The following is a 16,373-nucleotide window of genomic DNA, read 5'->3' on the forward strand; positions in this document are numbered from 1 at the left end:
CACTGGCATGCGTTGCACGTTAAATTGGCAGACGTCCATTAAAAGAGAGTGCCAGTGTCGTACTATCCACGTACTCAAGCTCGCCCCCAACGGGCACACCATGTGCGATTCGGCTCACAGAGACATTGTGAACTTTAGCCATATCTGCGATAAAGTGAGCCGTGGCATCCCCCTCAACCGTTGGATTCGTCGCTAAGATAAGCTCTGAAACCCCACCGGAACAAAGGTGCTCTTCGAGCAGGGATAACCCTAACTCTTCAGGCCCGACACCATCGAGTGGCGACAGATGGCCCAACAGGACAAAATATCGACCACTGAAATGACCGCCCGCTTCGATTGCTAACACGTCTGCAGGCGTCTCCACGACACAGATCTGCTCAGACTGTCCCCGTTTATTACTGGCACAAATCGGGCAATGGCTCTCTTCGGTAAAAGTACGACAAGAGCGACAATGCCCTACATCGCTCATCGCTGAAGCTAAAGCCTGTGCCAGAGTCTGTCCGGCCTTACGATCACGTTCCAATAACTGAAACGCCATGCGCTGTGCTGACTTGGGACCCACTCCGGGAAGACATTTCAATGACTGGATCAGTTCATCGACAAGGGGGCTAAATTTCATTTTTTATCCGGATTAAAACGGCATCTTCATGCCTGGTGGCAACTGCATGCCTCCAGTCACTTCAGCCATTCTCTCTTTCTGATTCTCCTCGACACGACGAGCAGCGTCATTACAAGCTGCTGCGATCAAATCTTCTAACATCTCTTTATCGTCTTCTAACAGGCTTGGATCGATATCCACTTTACGTACACTGTGAGAACCTGTCATTGTCACTTTAACAAGACCAGCACCGGCTTCACCGGTAACTTCCATACGTGCGATCTCTTCCTGCACCTTGGCCATTTTATCTTGCATCTGCTGGGCCTGTTTCATCAGGTTACCCATACCGCCTTTTCCAAACATATCTATTTCTCTTCAATTAAGGGTCGATTAAAGTTGGCTCATCTTACTAAAATAATACTGAGAATCAATTAAAGTCGTACAAAGTTATGACTGAGTTAGCGTCTTAAAGTTCGACTTATCGATAAGCTCAATGGTATTTCCTTTTAAACTCAACAATTCGGGGTTGTAACTTAAACTATCATTTTCAAATTCAGCCTCCATCTGACTCATCAGCCATTGGATATTGCTATCACTCATCAAGCCTTGTTGGGCCTCGGCAAGCAGCTCTCTGTGAAAACGCTGACGTATCTCTAATGGTGTCTCACGCACATCATCGACACCCACTTCAATCGCCACCTTGGTTTCGTTTCCGAGTGCACGGCTTAAGGCTTCTTCTAACTGAACTATGGCGACATCAGCAGCTAAATGCTTTTGATTGGGCTTCAATAGCAATGACATGGGAGCAATAAACTCATGGCAAACGGAATTGACCGCGAGTTGCCTGACCCTTCCGCCCACATCCAGTGCCGACATCAAACGATACCATTTAAGGTCGATATCGTGGCCGGTGATTTCACCACTACCTGATACAACCACTTTAGCGGGGATCTGCTCGGCACTAACTGATGACTCACTGTGATTTAAGACCGCCGTCGATGCATGACTTTGAGCCTGAGCTTGAGTTTGGCTGTGAGCCCCCGCGACTTGCTCTACGTGACTCTCCTCACCCTTAACGGCATCATGAACCGATGTATCAAGCATCTCCTCGGCAGCCTTTGATGACTCACCACTCAATGAAACTGACGATTCTTGCTCCTCCCATGGAGGCCTGTCTTCAATCTGACTATCGGCTCCCTCATGCTCCTGAGTTTCCACTTGGTCACCCAGTTCATGTACGCCCTCATCGACAGCATTGGACTCGGACTCACTAAGAGCTGGTTTTCGAGACGGTGGCACAAAGCTCTGGCGTTCCGCTTCAGGCTTTTTTCCACCACTCTCCTTAGGTTCACTCTCAACCAATTCTGTTAACAATGAGTCCCGGGCGGCCAGGACGGCATCTAAAATATCATCTTCAGCAACGTCCGGTGCGGGTGATGTAACGGCAGCGCTATTCCCCTGATTTAGCTCACTGTCGCTTGCTCCGGGGTTTCCCTGTGCTAAAGAGTCGAAAGGAAGATATTCATCCATCTGCTGTGGATGATCATCATAGGCGTCAGTTTGTGCATCAAATTGAGCATCTTGCGCGGCGTAATATTCGTCGGGCATAGAGTTCGGCGACGATACACTTAACTCTGGTATGCTTTGCTCTGTCACACTTTCCGGTGTCACCTGAGCCTCTGTTTGCCTGGTATCATCTGATTGCTTGTCTGTAACTGAGGGCTTAAGCTGCTGAGACTGCGGCTCTTCGTCTTTGCGCTCTATATTTGCGCCAGGATCAACCACAAGAGTCTCGACCGCAGGAGCATCGTTTACAGCAGCTTCTGTCTCAACAGGCTCAGCCTTAACAAATTGTGTTTCAACAATCTTAGGCACTTCTGACGCTACACCTTGCACTGCAACGGCTTCGACCGGTGACTCTACCGCTGCGCCCTGCTCCATTCCCTGACTAGAAGCCTGGCTCAATATCAGGGCTTGCTCACTGTTTAAGCTGTTGAGTAAGTCTGAATCATCATCGCTAGACTCCTGCGATGCTGCCGGACTATCTTCTGAAGAGCCACTGTTTGATGAGCTATCTACCAAAGACTGATCTGCTGAAGAGCCAGCTACTGAAGACTGCTCTTTTGGAGGGTGAGCGTTCGAATTAACATTATCCCGTTCCAGCTGAGATACAGACTTCACTTCAGGTACAGTGATGGTCGCCGGTTCTGCTACCGACCATCGCTTGACCGGCACTTCCGGTACAAAGGTCACGGCTCTTAGCAAGGCCATCTCGAGTCCGGATTTTGGATCTGGCGCATGGGGAAGATCTTTGCGCCCGGTCAGTAACAGTTGATAATAGAGTTGGATCTGCTCGGGACTTATCTGCTCGGCAAATGCGGTGATCTGTTCACTGTAAATTGACAGTTGAGCCGCGGCCGGCGCAAACTGGCTTAGCGTAATTTGGTGTAACAGCTCAAGTAAACTTCGAAGCACTTCCTGTGGATCAGCCCCAAAGGAGAGAACCTTAGCAGTTACCTGCATCAGATTTTCAATATCACCTTGAATCAAAGCATTAAGCAAGGTAATAACGTGATGCTCATCGATGCTACCCAACATGGTTTGTACTTGAGTAAGCATGACTTGGCCCGCACCAAAGGCAATCGCCTGATCGGTCAGGCTAAGTGCATCACGCATACTGCCATTGGCAGATTTTGCTAATAATTTCAGTGCTTGTGGTTCAAAGCTCAATTGCTCTTGAGAAAGCACATGAGTTAACTGCTGTTCTATCTCTTCCAGCGTTAAGCTCTTTAAGTTAAATTGCAGACAGCGAGACAACACGGTGACCGGAAGTCGTTGTGGATCAGTGGTAGCCAGCAGGAACTTAACATGCTCGGGAGGTTCTTCAAGCGTCTTTAACAGGGCATTAAAACTGCTTCTGGAGAGCATGTGAACTTCATCGATAAGATAAACCTTGTAACGTCCTCGACTGGGTCGGTACTGAACGTTATCTAATAGTTCACGTGTATCATCGACTTTGGTTCTCGAGGCCGCATCAACCTCAATGAGGTCGACAAAACGCCCCTCAGAGATCTCGATACAACTGGAACATTGACCACATGGAGAAGCGGTAACTCCCTTCTCACAATTCAGTCCTTTCGCAAACAGACGGGCTAAACTTGTTTTGCCTACACCACGGGTACCGGAGAAGAGATAGGCATGATGTAATCTTTGCTGAGAAAGAGCATTGGTTAAAGCATGCAAAACATGCGACTGGCCAACCATTTGCTCGAATGTAGCAGGGCGCCATTTTCTGGCCAACACCTGATATGACATGGAACTCCCCAAAGTGTCACTTTATCAATTTCGGGAGCATGCTCCTCGGATAACGGCACAATAACATGCCATGCAAAAACTCGCTACCGAGGAACATTTTTACGGATGATTATTCGCCGTCAAACTCACACAGTTTAACGAGCTCAAGATCCATCGCTTGAAGGCGTTTCTCACCGCCGAGATCGGGCAAAGAGATAACGAATGCGGCGTGGTTTACCTTACCACCTAAGTTTCTGATCAATTTAACAGTGGCTTCGATTGTACCACCTGTCGCAAGCAGATCATCGATAACAAGCACTTTATCATTTTCATTGATAGCATCGACATGGATCTCTAATACATCGTGCCCATATTCAAGCTCATAGCTTTCTGAAATCGTTTCGCGAGGCAATTTACCTGGTTTACGAACAGGAACAAAACCCAGACCGAGTTCGAGGGCTAAAGGCGCACCAAATAGAAAACCACGCGCTTCAGTACCGACAACCTTAGTGAAACCTTGGTCCTTATACTTCTCAACCAAGATATCCATTGTCGCCTTATAAGCGGTATGATCTTCCAGCAAACTTGTCACATCTCGAAAAAGGATCCCAGGTTTTGGATAATCTGGAATGGTTTTTATGCTCTGTTTTATCACTGCTAAGGTGTCGTTATTCATCGATATCATCTTTTGGTTTCGCCCGCTCTATGAGCTGACTTGTAAAAAAATCGGGGTAAAGCTTAAGCCGCTTTACCATGAGTTGCAACAAACTCTGTAGCTAATACCAACAAGAATGGAGGGATAAAGTCACACTTTGACAATTTTTATAGGTAAATTTCGGCAAGTTCCATGGAGATAATTAGGCTAACAAAAAGCGCATATAGACGGTTTTAGACACAGTGTTAATCCTCTAACTCCGGGATATTTCTAAGATATACCCCAAGAGCAATGGCAAAGAAAACCAGCATAAATTTAACCCAAACAAGAGGGACAATTGCAATGCTCAACGCAAAACTGAGCCCACTGACAATGTAAGCTTTTCTTTTAAGACCTTTGCGGATCGCACGTTCACTTTCCCAATGTTTGAGTGCATCAGAAAACCAGGGATGCTCCATTAACCATTGATATAAGCTATCACTCGAACGAGCGAAGCAGAAAGCGGCCAGGAGAATAAAGGGGACGGTTGGCAAGATAGGCAGAGGGATCCCAAGTAGACCCAAGGCTAAACTGCACAATCCACAGATTAAATATACCCCACGCTTTAACGCCATTTTATTCCTCTGAAAACGATAATGAACAGCCATAATACCCGAATGCTTCATGGGTGAATACCCGAAAAAGGCGATCTAAAAATTACTGTCTACGGCTGAGATAAGCATTTCTTACCTTCATAGCATTCCAACATAGTATAAGGGAATAGATGACGAGTAGATAATTTATACCAATTGCATTAAGTACCTGACCATTCAGCGAGATTTCAAAGCTCTGTAGGCAAGTAGGATGATTGAAGCTAATAGTTATTCTATATCGAAAGCATCCAGTGCAGCATAAAGGGCTTTGAAGCTCGCACTACGTGAGTCTCTCAGGCTTCCCACTTCTGCTTTACATTGACTTAAAAGGGAATAACCATTTCCTCATCAATGCGCCTTGAATTGAAAATCCTGAGGGGCTCTGAATTGGTTAATTATTTAATGCAACTGGTATTATAGGCTTGATATGATTGATGGGAGTAACAGCTTAAATCGTGTCAATTTTTCTAACTAAGGCAAGTCACCACACAAGTCACCACAAGATAAATCTAAGTTCAGAGGTACAAGACAAGAACGCTTTGTCATCCTTGACACTGCGATTCGGATAAACCGGATATAACACAAGATTAGAGTATGTCGGTCAACTTTAACCAGGATAGGGTCGCAGGCAAGGTCGGTAATAATAAAACTAGAATAAAACCAATAAAATAAACGATGTTAAATGGATCTTTAAAAGGCTGGCTCATACTTCCTCACTCAAATTCAGGGACGACTTTATTGATCTAGATCAATTTTTCGCGCCATTATAGAGTGATGTCAGTCGGATAGAAAGGCTATTTCAACTATTTCCCCAGCTATTATTGCCAATACTATTATTACCAGTGCTAATGTTTCCTATGCCAAGAGTTATCGCTTATCCTCTTTAATCGCCCCCTTATGCGCCAAGCCCTCTATCATCTCCCGGCATCCCTTAATGAGTATATTTTCTTCCATATCCGGGTATGTTGAAAATAACCAAGCCACCAGCGTATCGAAGGTGACATTTTCAGATTGAGATAAGTACCCTAATACCTGAGCTGCCAGCGGGTTAAGTCTTAAAAATACGACCTCATCTTCACTGTCACGATATAAACAGAAATACTGTGGTGTCGGAGTCGGCGATTGGGGTTGGTAGTGCTCAGATATATGTTCAACATCATAGGAGTACTGCAGAACTTTAGCGGTGTCGGACAGACAAAGACACTCAGCAGCGACATTTCCCGTAATTTGCCCTTGGGATGGATTATCTTTAGCAACAGAGATAACCAACTCCATGTATTCATAATGGGCGAGTTCGAGCAAAAAACCGGGATCATGTGCTTTTAACTCATATTCCGACTGAAGAAAAATAACGAATTCTTTAGCAATATCGATGAAGATGGGTGATTGGCAATCATGAGTAACAAAGAAATCCTGTACCAAAGCCTGCCAGGCATCCTGAGAATATAAGCTCTTCAGTACGGGAAAACCACTGGAAATAAAACTATCGATATTATTGAAAAACAGATCTCTATATATCTTCATCCTTCTTGATTCAGTGCCAATGGGAAGCTGGCGTGAAGGCTCTTTGATATAATCGATAAATGATTGCTGAACCTTGGTAAAACTCATTATGCGCTCCTCGAGAGCAGGCTCGGAACGGCATGCTGATATTCATGGATCTGATCGATTTCATTTAGTAATTCAGAGGTTGGGGGGATATTGAAGTCTCTCTCCAAGAGGGTCGGATGCACCCCATGGATTTCATAGCACTCCCGGAGTAATTGCCACACGGGCGAGATGATATCGGCTCCGTGGGTATCGACGATAAGATCTTCAGCTTCTTCGTAATGGCCGGCAATATGCAGATAAGCAATACGCTCGGTCGGCATAGATCCTAAAAACTGACTGGCATCATAATGATGGTTAACCGAATTAACATAGATATTGTTCACATCGAGTAAGAGCCTACAATCTGCTTCACTTAGCACAGCGTTAACAAATTCAAACTCTGTCATCTCGGCTCCCGGAGCCGCATAAAAAGAGACATTTTCGAGAATCAATGGCCGTTCAAGAATATCTTCAACCTGCTTGACCCTCTTTACAACATGCATGACCGCCTCCTGCGTGAAGGGGATGGGCATGAGATCATACATATGGCCAGTGCCAGAACAATAACTTAAGTGCTCTGAATAAGTTGAGATATTATGCAGATCCATAAAAGCTTTTATATCTTTAACAAACTGGATATCGAGAGGGGACGGTCCTCCGATAGACAATGATAAGCCATGACAAAAAAAAGGCTTTCTCTCGGTCAGTTGCTTAAATTGGCGTCCAAATTTTCCACCCAGAGTCATCCAGTTTTCGGGAGCCACCTCAAAAAAATCGATAGCATCAGGAGTCGAGTCGCAAAACTCATCTAACATTTCACGTCTAAGACCAAGGCCGACTTTGGCTTGCTCACTCATAGCTTCTCCCAATTTATGAACATTTAACTCATGACTCAAATTAAAAAAGATAAACACATATACCCGTTTAAAGATAATTAAGGCCGGTTAAAACCAGCCTTAATTATCTCAACAGAACTCACCATCAATCGAATATGACACGAGAGTGCTTAATAAATGATATTCAGATAAGGCTACATATCTCCGCCGCACTTGCCCTCTTTACCTTTCTTCATCCCTTCGCCGCACTTACCCTCTTTTCCTTTCTTCATCCCTTCGCCACATTTACCTTCACCACACTTGCCCTCTTTCCCCTTGGCCATGCCTTCACCGCACTTGCCTTCCTTACCTTTCTTCATCCCTTCGCCGCATTTACCTTCACCACACTTGCCCTCTTTTCCCTTGGCCATGCCTTCGCCGCACTTACCTTCCTTGCCTTTCTTCATGCCTTCGCCGCATTTACCTTCACCACACTTGCCCTCTTTTCCCTTGGCCATACCTTCGCCACACTTACCTTCCTTACCTTTCTTCATGCCTTCGCCGCATTTGCCTTCACCGCACTTACCCTCTTTCCCTTTCTTCATATCGCCACCACACTTGCCTTCGCCATCTACAAGCTGGTAACCCGCTTCCATTTGACTATAACCGAATGGGTTAGCCTGGACCTCAGCAGCAAAAGCTGAACCGATAACAACAGTGCCTAAGGCAGCAGCAACAGCGGTCTTTTTAACTAAATTCATAATGTCTTCCTTTCAAATTAAAAATATTAGATTTGGGTTACCAACCAAAATGTTGTTAGCTGGCTCGCATTAATAGACCCGACACACCGCAAATTTATTTCAAAAGTTTTACCGGGATCACATTTATGACGCATTATTAGCATAAGCGCAACTTTTGGGCTTTGCCTAACAAAGCATCGTTTTACGAAAACATCCCCTGAGATTTATCTCTTAATACAAATCGATATAAGAAAGTGAGTTGCTCAGTATTTTTTGGGCAAACTAATTCAAGGTGAATTGATGAGGAGTGCTGACCCCTTTGAAAGTCAGTCAACGCAGAAGTAGGAAGGTAAAATACTCCTGAAGGTGAGTTTTGTATCGCCAGCACGCTTAGGGTAGAATGCTCGCCCGTTTGTTGGGGCGTTATGTTTCTGAGCTTAAATAGCCGGCTTTCGAATAGCCGGAAGGCACTCAGACTCCAGGTGTCAGTAGGAAAAGGTCTACAGAAGCTGTCGACTGCAACCTGTTGTGTACTATCCGTAAGAGAATCGGCCCCCTTTATAAAGTTGTTAATCATAGAAAGAGTCATACAATGCGCGTAATACTTGCTCCGATGGAAGGGGTTGCCGATGCACCGATGCGTTCGCTACTCACTAGTGTTGGTGGATACGATATGGTCATCAGTGAATTTATTCGCGTCGTAGATCAGCTACTGCCTGAAAAGGTTTTTTATCGATTATGCGCCGAACTAGCCAATAACAGTCAAACCCAAGCGGGAACCCCTGTACGACTGCAACTATTAGGGCAACACCCCAGCTGGATGGCCGAAAATGCCCTTAGGGCAGTAGAGCTGGGCTCTCGTGGTGTCGATCTAAATTTTGGCTGCCCGGCCCCAATGGTCAATCGCAGTAATGGTGGTGCAGCGCTGCTAAAAGAGCCTGATACTATCTACCGTGTAACTCATTCAGTGAGAGAGGCTGTCCCCAGTAATCACCCCGTATCAGCCAAAATAAGATTAGGCTGGGATGATAAGAGTCGATGTGTCGAAATTGCACAGGCAATTGAAGCCGCCGGAGCCACTGAACTGACGGTACATGCCCGCACTAAAGAGGAAGGCTATAGACCCCCCGCTCACTGGGAATATATAAATCAGATCAAAGAGGCTATCTCTATCCCTGTTATTGCCAACGGCGAAGTCTGGAACCGAGAGGATTACCAAAGGTGTCAAGTTGTCAGTGGCTGCAATGATGTCATGGTGGGTCGCGGAGCATTAGCCGTTCCCAACCTTGCTCATGTCTTAAAAGGAACACAAGATGCCATGCCATGGGATGAAGTTAAGCAACTGCTGCTTCAATATTCTGAATATGAGATCGTCAGTGCTAAAGAGAAATACTACCCGGCACGAATCAAACAGTGGCTTAGGTTTATTGTCCTCCAGTATGAAGAAGCCGACCTCCTGTTCAGACAGGTTAGAGTCATGAAACAAACGGCCGACATTTTAGTGGCATTAAAAGCCTAAGTATAGAAATCATTCGATTCTATCTTGTCAGCTGGTGTGGGAATTTTGTTCGCTTATTCTTTGATATAGGACAAATTATCCCAACCTGAGAGGTCAGATCTGTGCTGATATGGGATTTTCATGGAGAAAATATGACTGAGTCTTGATCTTAGTCATAGTCAAACAGCCTCACCTGTTTAGACTTAATGTCCGTAAGTCAATAACTAGGCATATTTTCGTGAGCATATCCCATATCAGACATGAATTGTCGCAGCTCGAAACACATCTCAGGAAAGAGATCGGTGCGCTTGCAGAAATCAATCAAGTATCTCTGGAAGCTGAAACATCCTCTCTTTGCGAAATTATTGAGGTACTGACCAAAGCCGGCCTATGTGATCATCCGCTATTTTCAAAATTGACGAAACTGGATGCAGCCATCTGCCAACTCGATATTGGTGTATATGGTTTATGCTCTGATTGCGAAAGTGAGATCGAGTCTGAACGTTTAACTCTGGATCCAATAGAGCAAAGGTGTGCTAATTGCGCCGAACAATATGAGCACGAGCATAGACAAGAGCTTAGGCTGACACATTAATCACATCGAGTAAGAACTTTCTTTTTGCCTTTGAACTATCGTTGCCCTTACGTGTGCAAACAATTAATCGTTATAGCAAGTTACCTTCCTTTATAATTGCTGCACAAAAAAGTCGGCGTTTAAGCCGACTTTTTATCTGGTAACGAGCTCGATTATAATTTTACACTCGCTTGCAAGTAGAAGTAACGTCCTAACGTATCATAAGTGTAGGGATCTGTGTTGGCATCGTTATTACCTGTGTAATATGGTGCCTCTTCGTCGAGTAAGTTATTTACGCCAGCTGACAGCGTCCATCCTTGAGGAAGGAAGTAAGTAGCTGAAACATCGTGATAGATAATGCTATCTGTCGATGGTGCATAACAAGAAGATGGCTCACTTTGACACGCATAACTATCCATTCCGGAGATATATCGTGCCTGATAGTGTGCTCCCCAACTATCCCCTTCCACACCTAAGTCAAAATTAGTTTTATACTTGGCAAAACCGCCACTACCTGACGTGATAAGGCCCGCATAATCTATTGACTCACCTAAGATAATAGATTCGTTCTCGAGCAAAATAGTCGAATCTAAACTTGTTGTCCATGCAAGTCCAACAGCATCGAAGGCATAAGCTAAATTAATGTCGATACCTGAAGTGTTTTCAGCACCAATGTTCTGTAGCTGGTTGTTAAATATGATGCGATTACCACCGCCCATCTTGATATCGGCAGACTGACACAGACTTGTTTCTGTATTAATTGGGTTACCCTGTGCATCCATACACTGGTCAACAATGTACTGCGAATCAACCAAGGCAATTGAGTTGGTTATCGAGATATCATAGTAATCTGCTGTTACCGAGAAACCATCAAACCATGAAGGTGAATAGACAAAACCTGCAGTAAAGGTTTCAGCTTCTTCAGGTGTCAGATTTGGGTTACCACCGCGTGTCACTTCCGCTTGATCTTGACCGACTGGATGCTCCACCTGATCGAACGACGGGGACTTACCTGAGTATAACTCATCGACTGACGGTGCTCTAAATGCCGTTGAAGCTACACTACGAAGCATAAAGTCATCAGTCATGCGCCAAGTCAAACCCAGCTTCCAGGTGCTATCACTGCCAAAAGTACTGTAATCAAAATATCTAACTGCGGCACTCAAATCAACTTGCTCGGCTAAAAATACGCCTGACAATAATGGAATCGCTAACTCTAAATATGCTTCAGTAACATCATACTCTCCACCTGTTGGCTCGACCTTGGGGTCATTAGCCATACCTTGAGATGTTAAAGAGTCAGGGATAAACCAGGCTTTTTCTGTTCTACGCTCTAGTCCGGTTGCGAACCCCAGATAGCCAGCAGGTAACTCTAAGGCCTCGCCAGAAAGGTTAGCAGATACGATAAACATCTCACTACCACCGGAATTTAGCTCGGTATACAGATACTCATTCATATTTTCTTGCGACCAGGAAGCTTGATCCAGTGGATTAAACGTCCCCTCTTCAATACCTGTATTAACAGAGCCCATATTGATAAGGTTTGCCAGACGGTCTACCGAATCATTTCGCCCGTAGTTAACAGAGGTATCCCATGCCCAACCATTATCCAACAAGCCGTCCAGTCCAACGACTACTCGAACCGTGTCTACAACCTGAGAAAACTCACGATTTCCGACATCGGCCATACGACGACCATAGTCCAATTCGTCACCATATTCGTAGCCGTGCTCTAATAGGCTATCTCCCATGGCCTCTGTATATGTAAATGTGTCAGTCCATATCGGCTGAGGTGCCATCTGCTGTTCAGACCAGCGCTTAGAGTACATAGCTTCACTGAACAGATTAATCGAATCAGTAAGTTCAAAGTTACCTAATGCAGTCAGGTTAAGACGCTGCATTGGTGTATATAAGTAACTCGACGCATTGTAATTATACTTATCATCGTCGGTAAATTCATGCCAAGTTCCATCAAGACTACCTTGTAAAGAATCACGTCCATCAGGTCCCCAAATATGACCACCTGGGGTATATGAACTACCGCCACAATACAGCTCTAAATTACCATCGGCACCGACACGCTCGGCATAGTCACACTGTGTGGCATCGCGGTCAGCCATGCTCGCTTCGCCACGGTCCATGTACTGCAGGCCCATAACGACATTTCCGCGATCAAAGCTTCCCCCCATGGTTAGGTCGAAGCTGGTTTCACTTGCGTCTCCCTGACCGGAAACACCTGTTTGCACATTAGCCTCTAAACCTTCGAAGTCATCTTTAAGGATGATGTTCACAACACCAGCTACAGCATCGGACCCATATACAGATGAAGCACCATCTTTCAGTACTTCGATACGTTTAATCATAGATACGGGAATAGTATTCAAATCGACTGTAGAAGCCGCACCGGTACCTGAATTAACCATACGGCGGTTGTTGACTAATACTAAGGTTCGCTGAGAACCTAAACCCCTTAAATTGATAGAGGCATTACCTTGAGAGCCGTTATTGATACCAGGATTAGTCATCGCGCCGCCAGTGGCGGTCATCTTTTGCAGGACTTCATCGATTGAAGTTGCACCGGCCGCTTTAATTGCGCTGGCATCGATTACAGTAACCGGACTTGCCGTTTCCATATCCGTTCTTTGGATTCGAGAACCTGTTACTTCAATTCTTTCAACTTTAGCGCCATCGCTCTGCTCCTCAGCAAACGCAAATCCTGAGAAAGCAACACTGGTTGCAGCTGCAGCGATTAAACTCGTGCGTACGGCTTTTGCTGTTAAGGTCAAAGAGTTCATATTTTCTCCCTTATTATCGAACACTCCATAAAACAAGTGGGCAACAATTTATTAATAGTTATTATTTTATTTTTATTGGTTTTAAACCAAAGGTTAACTAGCTCCCTATAAATATTGTTTAAATATGCTAAGCAAGTCAACAGAGTTCACAATTAAACAACCTTAGTGAAAACATTTGATACAAACAAATATAAAACTGGAGAACCCCCACAACCAGCGTGACCGGATAAAGCAAGCAAAACCAACAACTTAAAATAACAAACCTAAGTTCCACAATAATCAAGAACAATAAAGCACAAAACACTTACAGATATTACACTCGGTTACAGTTGTGGCAAAAAAGTTAACCCCAATCCGCTTTGATTTACATGTTAAACAATGAATGGCTTACATCAACCAGATCTTCGCGATATATATATCGACAATAAACACAAGAAAAAATCAAATACAAACAAACTAATGCCTTATGGAGAAATAAAACAATGAGAAATCATTAATAGGCAGAATAAAACGTTATTTCACTAACTGTTAACAGGCGATACAGTGCTGCACATCCCCCCTACCGGTAAATCACACTCGCAGTACAACAGATGTTACGGTTAATAGCGGCAGATATTTCTGATAACAATTTCGGCATAGGCAAAAGGGCCTGAGATCAGAATCTCTTACATCAGAATATATCCCGATTGATATTCTTGCTCTTGCACAAAAGTATCTGACATAAGCGCAGGAGGCTATGAGAAAGGAGGGACGAAAGAGGACTAGCTTGGACGATGGAGAGCATATAGATTTAAACAACAGAGCCACTGATGCTTTCAAAAAGGCGAGAAAAGAGTCATTGGCCAGCATCAGGCAAAAAAAAGAAGCCATCAGGCTTCTTTTCTTCACACACATTCGAATTAACGAGTGCGTGGGCATAACTCTTCAGTGCTGAAGAAGTAAGCAATTTCACGCTCAGCAGAAGCAACAGCATCTGAACCGTGAACCGCATTCTCATCGATGCTGTCAGCGAAGTCACTACGGATAGTACCGCGTGCAGCTTCAGCTGGGTTAGTTGCACCCATTATTTCACGGTTTGCAAGAACGGCATTCTCGCCTTCAAGAACCTGAACACAGATAGGACCAGAAGTCATGAACTCAACCAGTGCGCCGAAGAAAGGACGCTCGCTATGCTCAGCGTAGAAACCTTCAGCTTGCTCTTTGCTCAGGTGAAGCATTTTAGAAGCAATGATTTTCAGGCCAGCAGTTTCAAAACGGTTGTAGATAGCACCAATGTGGTTTTTAGCAACTGCATCAGGCTTGATGATAGAAAAAGTACGTTCGATAGCCATGTCTAGCTTCCTTTTTTTAAAACAGGTTTTTAATTTGCGCGGATTATACGAGATTTATCGGGGAAATCCTACCTTTAAAGTTGAAGCTGTGAGACATACATCAAAGAGAAACCTGAGGTAAGCGGATCGAAGACACATTTCACTCAAAAAACAACCGATAGTACACAAAAATAGCAAAGCTGTTCACCAGAGAACTCTGCCTTACGACAAACGATTCGAGTCGCAGTTACAAGAATCAGAAGGTAGATAGGCCCACGTTTTCCAACTAGTCAAGAAAGTGTTACTCGATCAACTTTCTGCTATCCAGCAGGCTTGTACAGCCTCTAAGATACGCTCATTGCAATGGGCGGGATCATCTTCAAATGCGTCCAGCTCCAGGATCCACTCCCGAAGGTCGGTAAAACGGATCGTTTCAGGATCCACTTCCGGGTACTTCTCTAATAGATCCAGTGCAATATCCAGTGAGTCTATCCATTTTAATGACATAGTAAGCTCCTGCATTCTCTCTTGGGTTAGTGAAAGTATAGACAGCATCTTTGTAGACTAAAATAAAAAGGGCAATAGCATACGAATGCTATTGCCCTTTTTAAAGCCGGTTCAGTTAACTAGTTGCCTTCACTCACCATATTGATGGTGTACTCGCTTTAGGACTGTCCTGTTATAAAGAGACTTTTATAAAATAGCCCAACTAAAATTCACTGATTTGGTGCCATGAATAAACTAAGAATGATTAAAAGCCAGCTTTCACTTTTAAATCCTCTTCGGAATCGGCAAACTCCTGAGAAATAGAGTAAAAGTCATCTTCCACCTCCAGAAAAGCATCAACCATATCAGGGTCGAAATGACTCCCCCTTCCCTCTTGAATGATCGCAACAGCCTTTTGGTGAGGAAAAGGCGGCTTATACACTCGCCGACTTATAAGGGCATCATAGACATCGGCAACTGCCATTAATCGGGCAGAGATAGGAATTTCATCTCCTTTTAATCCTTCCGGGTATCCTGAACCATCCCACTTTTCTTGGTGACTGTATGCAATATCCTTCGCAAACACGAGAAAATTGTCATCTGTTTCATCCAATGCAGTTTCTGCAGCAGCAATCGCGTCTCGACCGTAAACAGTATGAAGCTTCATCTTGTTAAATTCCTCCTCAGTTAACTTTCCAGGCTTGAGAAGAATATGATCTGCAACTCCCACCTTTCCAATATCATGAAGTGGTGCCGACTTGTAAAGAGATGTTATATTTTGTGGTTTAAGAAACTCGCTAAAACGAGGGTGCTCTTTAAGCTGGATTGCCAATCGTTGTACATAACGTTGGGTGCGACGAATATGATTACCGGTCTCGGGATCCCTGGCCTCAGCCAAAGACCCCATTGCGACCATAGCTACATCTTGCAACTGCTCCATCATTCGGGTTCGTTCCTGCACTTTCTGCTCCAGGAGTTCATTTTGATTTTTCAAAAAATCCCTGGCTTCTTTCAGAGTTAATTGGGTCTTTACTCGTTCAAGTACAATCGGAGGACTGATAGGTTTAGTGATATAGTCCACAGCTCCCATGGCTAAACCTTTTGTTTCATCAATCACTTCGGCCTTAGCCGTTAAAAAAATAATAGGAATGTCCCGAGTAGCCTCATCTCCCTTAAGACGTTCACACACCTGATAACCGTCCATTTCCGGCATCATAATGTCTAATAAAATTAACTCGGGAGCTGGCTTACTTACAGCCACTTCCAAAGCTTTAACTCCATTAGTTGCAATTTTTACCTTATATTGATCTTTCAAAATTTCACGCAGCAGAGAAATGTTGGCAGGGGTATCGTCAACAACCAGAAGCGTTGGTTTTGCATTCATCA

At 44.4% G+C, this 16,373-nt stretch carries 14 protein-coding genes; 2 read left to right on the plus strand and 12 right to left on the minus strand.

All coding sequences use genetic code 11. The features are described from left to right. Window positions 1–19: 19 nt before the first annotated feature. The 8 genes from recR to SSED_RS14930 all read right to left on the minus strand — a co-directional run bounded on the left by recR (window position 20) and on the right by SSED_RS14930 (window position 8,345). Window positions 20–619, minus strand: coding sequence for a recombination mediator RecR (gene recR, locus SSED_RS14895; RefSeq protein ID WP_012143187.1), 600 nt, complete (start codon window positions 617–619; stop codon window positions 20–22). Between the two features lie 12 nt (window positions 620–631). Next, the gene (locus tag SSED_RS14900; protein WP_012143188.1) at window positions 632–961 is read right to left on the minus strand and encodes a YbaB/EbfC family nucleoid-associated protein; all 330 of its coding nucleotides are present in this window, start codon (window positions 959–961) and stop codon (window positions 632–634) included. 84 nt (window positions 962–1,045) lie between these two features. Next, on the minus strand, window positions 1,046–3,913 hold the full coding sequence (gene dnaX, locus SSED_RS14905; RefSeq protein WP_012143189.1) for a DNA polymerase III subunit gamma/tau: 2,868 nt from the start codon (window positions 3,911–3,913) through the stop codon (window positions 1,046–1,048). Between the two features lie 109 nt (window positions 3,914–4,022). Continuing rightward, complete coding sequence (apt, locus tag SSED_RS14910) at window positions 4,023–4,574, minus strand: adenine phosphoribosyltransferase (protein WP_086022469.1); 552 nt, start codon at window positions 4,572–4,574, stop codon at window positions 4,023–4,025. A gap of 218 nt (window positions 4,575–4,792) precedes the next feature. Next, window positions 4,793–5,161, minus strand: a complete 369-nt coding sequence (locus SSED_RS14915) for a YbaN family protein (protein WP_041421720.1) — start codon at window positions 5,159–5,161, stop codon at window positions 4,793–4,795. Between the two features lie 885 nt (window positions 5,162–6,046). Beyond that, window positions 6,047–6,790, minus strand: a complete 744-nt coding sequence (locus SSED_RS14920; RefSeq protein ID WP_012143193.1) for an HvfC family RiPP maturation protein — start codon at window positions 6,788–6,790, stop codon at window positions 6,047–6,049. Continuing rightward, window positions 6,790–7,626 (minus strand): HvfB family MNIO-type RiPP peptide maturase, encoded by an 837-nt coding sequence (locus SSED_RS14925; RefSeq protein ID WP_012143194.1) that lies wholly within the window; start codon window positions 7,624–7,626, stop codon window positions 6,790–6,792. The genes SSED_RS14920 and SSED_RS14925 overlap by 1 nt, the downstream gene beginning before the upstream one ends. A gap of 173 nt (window positions 7,627–7,799) precedes the next feature. After that, entirely contained in the window at window positions 7,800–8,345 is a 546-nt protein-coding gene (locus SSED_RS14930; protein WP_012143195.1) for an HvfA family oxazolone/thioamide-modified RiPP metallophore, read from the minus strand. Between the two features lie 571 nt (window positions 8,346–8,916). Between SSED_RS14930 and dusC the strand changes: the two genes are divergently transcribed. Both dusC and SSED_RS14940 read left to right on the plus strand, forming a co-directional pair. After that, window positions 8,917–9,843 (plus strand): tRNA dihydrouridine(16) synthase DusC, encoded by a 927-nt coding sequence (gene dusC / locus SSED_RS14935; protein ID WP_012143196.1) that lies wholly within the window; start codon window positions 8,917–8,919, stop codon window positions 9,841–9,843. A gap of 217 nt (window positions 9,844–10,060) precedes the next feature. Further along, window positions 10,061–10,417, plus strand: a complete 357-nt coding sequence (locus tag SSED_RS14940; protein ID WP_012143197.1) for a TraR/DksA family transcriptional regulator — start codon at window positions 10,061–10,063, stop codon at window positions 10,415–10,417. A gap of 152 nt (window positions 10,418–10,569) precedes the next feature. Here the strand turns inward: SSED_RS14940 and SSED_RS14945 are convergent, their stop codons facing one another. From SSED_RS14945 to SSED_RS14960, 4 genes are all read right to left on the minus strand, one after another. Further along, window positions 10,570–13,191: a TonB-dependent receptor plug domain-containing protein gene (locus SSED_RS14945; protein WP_012143198.1), complete on the minus strand. Its 2,622-nt coding sequence runs from the start codon at window positions 13,189–13,191 to the stop codon at window positions 10,570–10,572. Between the two features lie 899 nt (window positions 13,192–14,090). Further along, window positions 14,091–14,522, minus strand: coding sequence for a nucleoside-diphosphate kinase (ndk, locus tag SSED_RS14950; RefSeq protein WP_012143199.1), 432 nt, complete (start codon window positions 14,520–14,522; stop codon window positions 14,091–14,093). A 288-nt stretch (window positions 14,523–14,810) separates the two neighbouring features. Next, a complete protein-coding gene (iscX, locus tag SSED_RS14955; protein WP_041421721.1) occupies window positions 14,811–15,008 on the minus strand; it encodes a Fe-S cluster assembly protein IscX in 198 nt (65 codons plus the stop codon). Between the two features lie 244 nt (window positions 15,009–15,252). Then, window positions 15,253–16,371, minus strand: coding sequence for an HD-GYP domain-containing protein (locus SSED_RS14960; RefSeq protein WP_150104347.1), 1,119 nt, complete (start codon window positions 16,369–16,371; stop codon window positions 15,253–15,255). Between the last annotated feature and the right edge of the window lie 2 nt (window positions 16,372–16,373).

It is taken from the genome of Shewanella sediminis HAW-EB3 (assembly GCF_000018025.1).
GTDB classification, from domain to species: Bacteria; Pseudomonadota; Gammaproteobacteria; order Enterobacterales; family Shewanellaceae; genus Shewanella; species Shewanella sediminis.

Excerpts from the sequence above, each read along its gene's own strand:
- recR (WP_012143187.1), bottom strand. The coding sequence starts at position 619 with ATGAAATTTAGCCCCCTTGTCGATGAACTGATCCAGTCATTGAAATGT.
- SSED_RS14930 (WP_012143195.1), bottom strand. The coding sequence starts at position 8,345 with ATGAATTTAGTTAAAAAGACCGCTGTTGCTGCTGCCTTAGGCACTGTT.
- SSED_RS14915 (WP_041421720.1), bottom strand. The coding sequence starts at position 5,161 with ATGGCGTTAAAGCGTGGGGTATATTTAATCTGTGGATTGTGCAGTTTA.
- SSED_RS14900 (WP_012143188.1), bottom strand. The coding sequence starts at position 961 with ATGTTTGGAAAAGGCGGTATGGGTAACCTGATGAAACAGGCCCAGCAG.
- SSED_RS14945 (WP_012143198.1), bottom strand. The coding sequence starts at position 13,191 with ATGAACTCTTTGACCTTAACAGCAAAAGCCGTACGCACGAGTTTAATC.
- dusC (WP_012143196.1), top strand. The coding sequence starts at position 8,917 with ATGCGCGTAATACTTGCTCCGATGGAAGGGGTTGCCGATGCACCGATG.
- SSED_RS14925 (WP_012143194.1), bottom strand. The coding sequence starts at position 7,626 with ATGAGTGAGCAAGCCAAAGTCGGCCTTGGTCTTAGACGTGAAATGTTA.
- SSED_RS14960 (WP_150104347.1), bottom strand. The coding sequence starts at position 16,371 with ATGAATGCAAAACCAACGCTTCTGGTTGTTGACGATACCCCTGCCAAC.
- SSED_RS14920 (WP_012143193.1), bottom strand. The coding sequence starts at position 6,790 with ATGAGTTTTACCAAGGTTCAGCAATCATTTATCGATTATATCAAAGAG.
- dnaX (WP_012143189.1), bottom strand. The coding sequence starts at position 3,913 with ATGTCATATCAGGTGTTGGCCAGAAAATGGCGCCCTGCTACATTCGAG.
- iscX (WP_041421721.1), bottom strand. The coding sequence starts at position 15,008 with ATGTCATTAAAATGGATAGACTCACTGGATATTGCACTGGATCTATTA.
- ndk (WP_012143199.1), bottom strand. The coding sequence starts at position 14,522 with ATGGCTATCGAACGTACTTTTTCTATCATCAAGCCTGATGCAGTTGCT.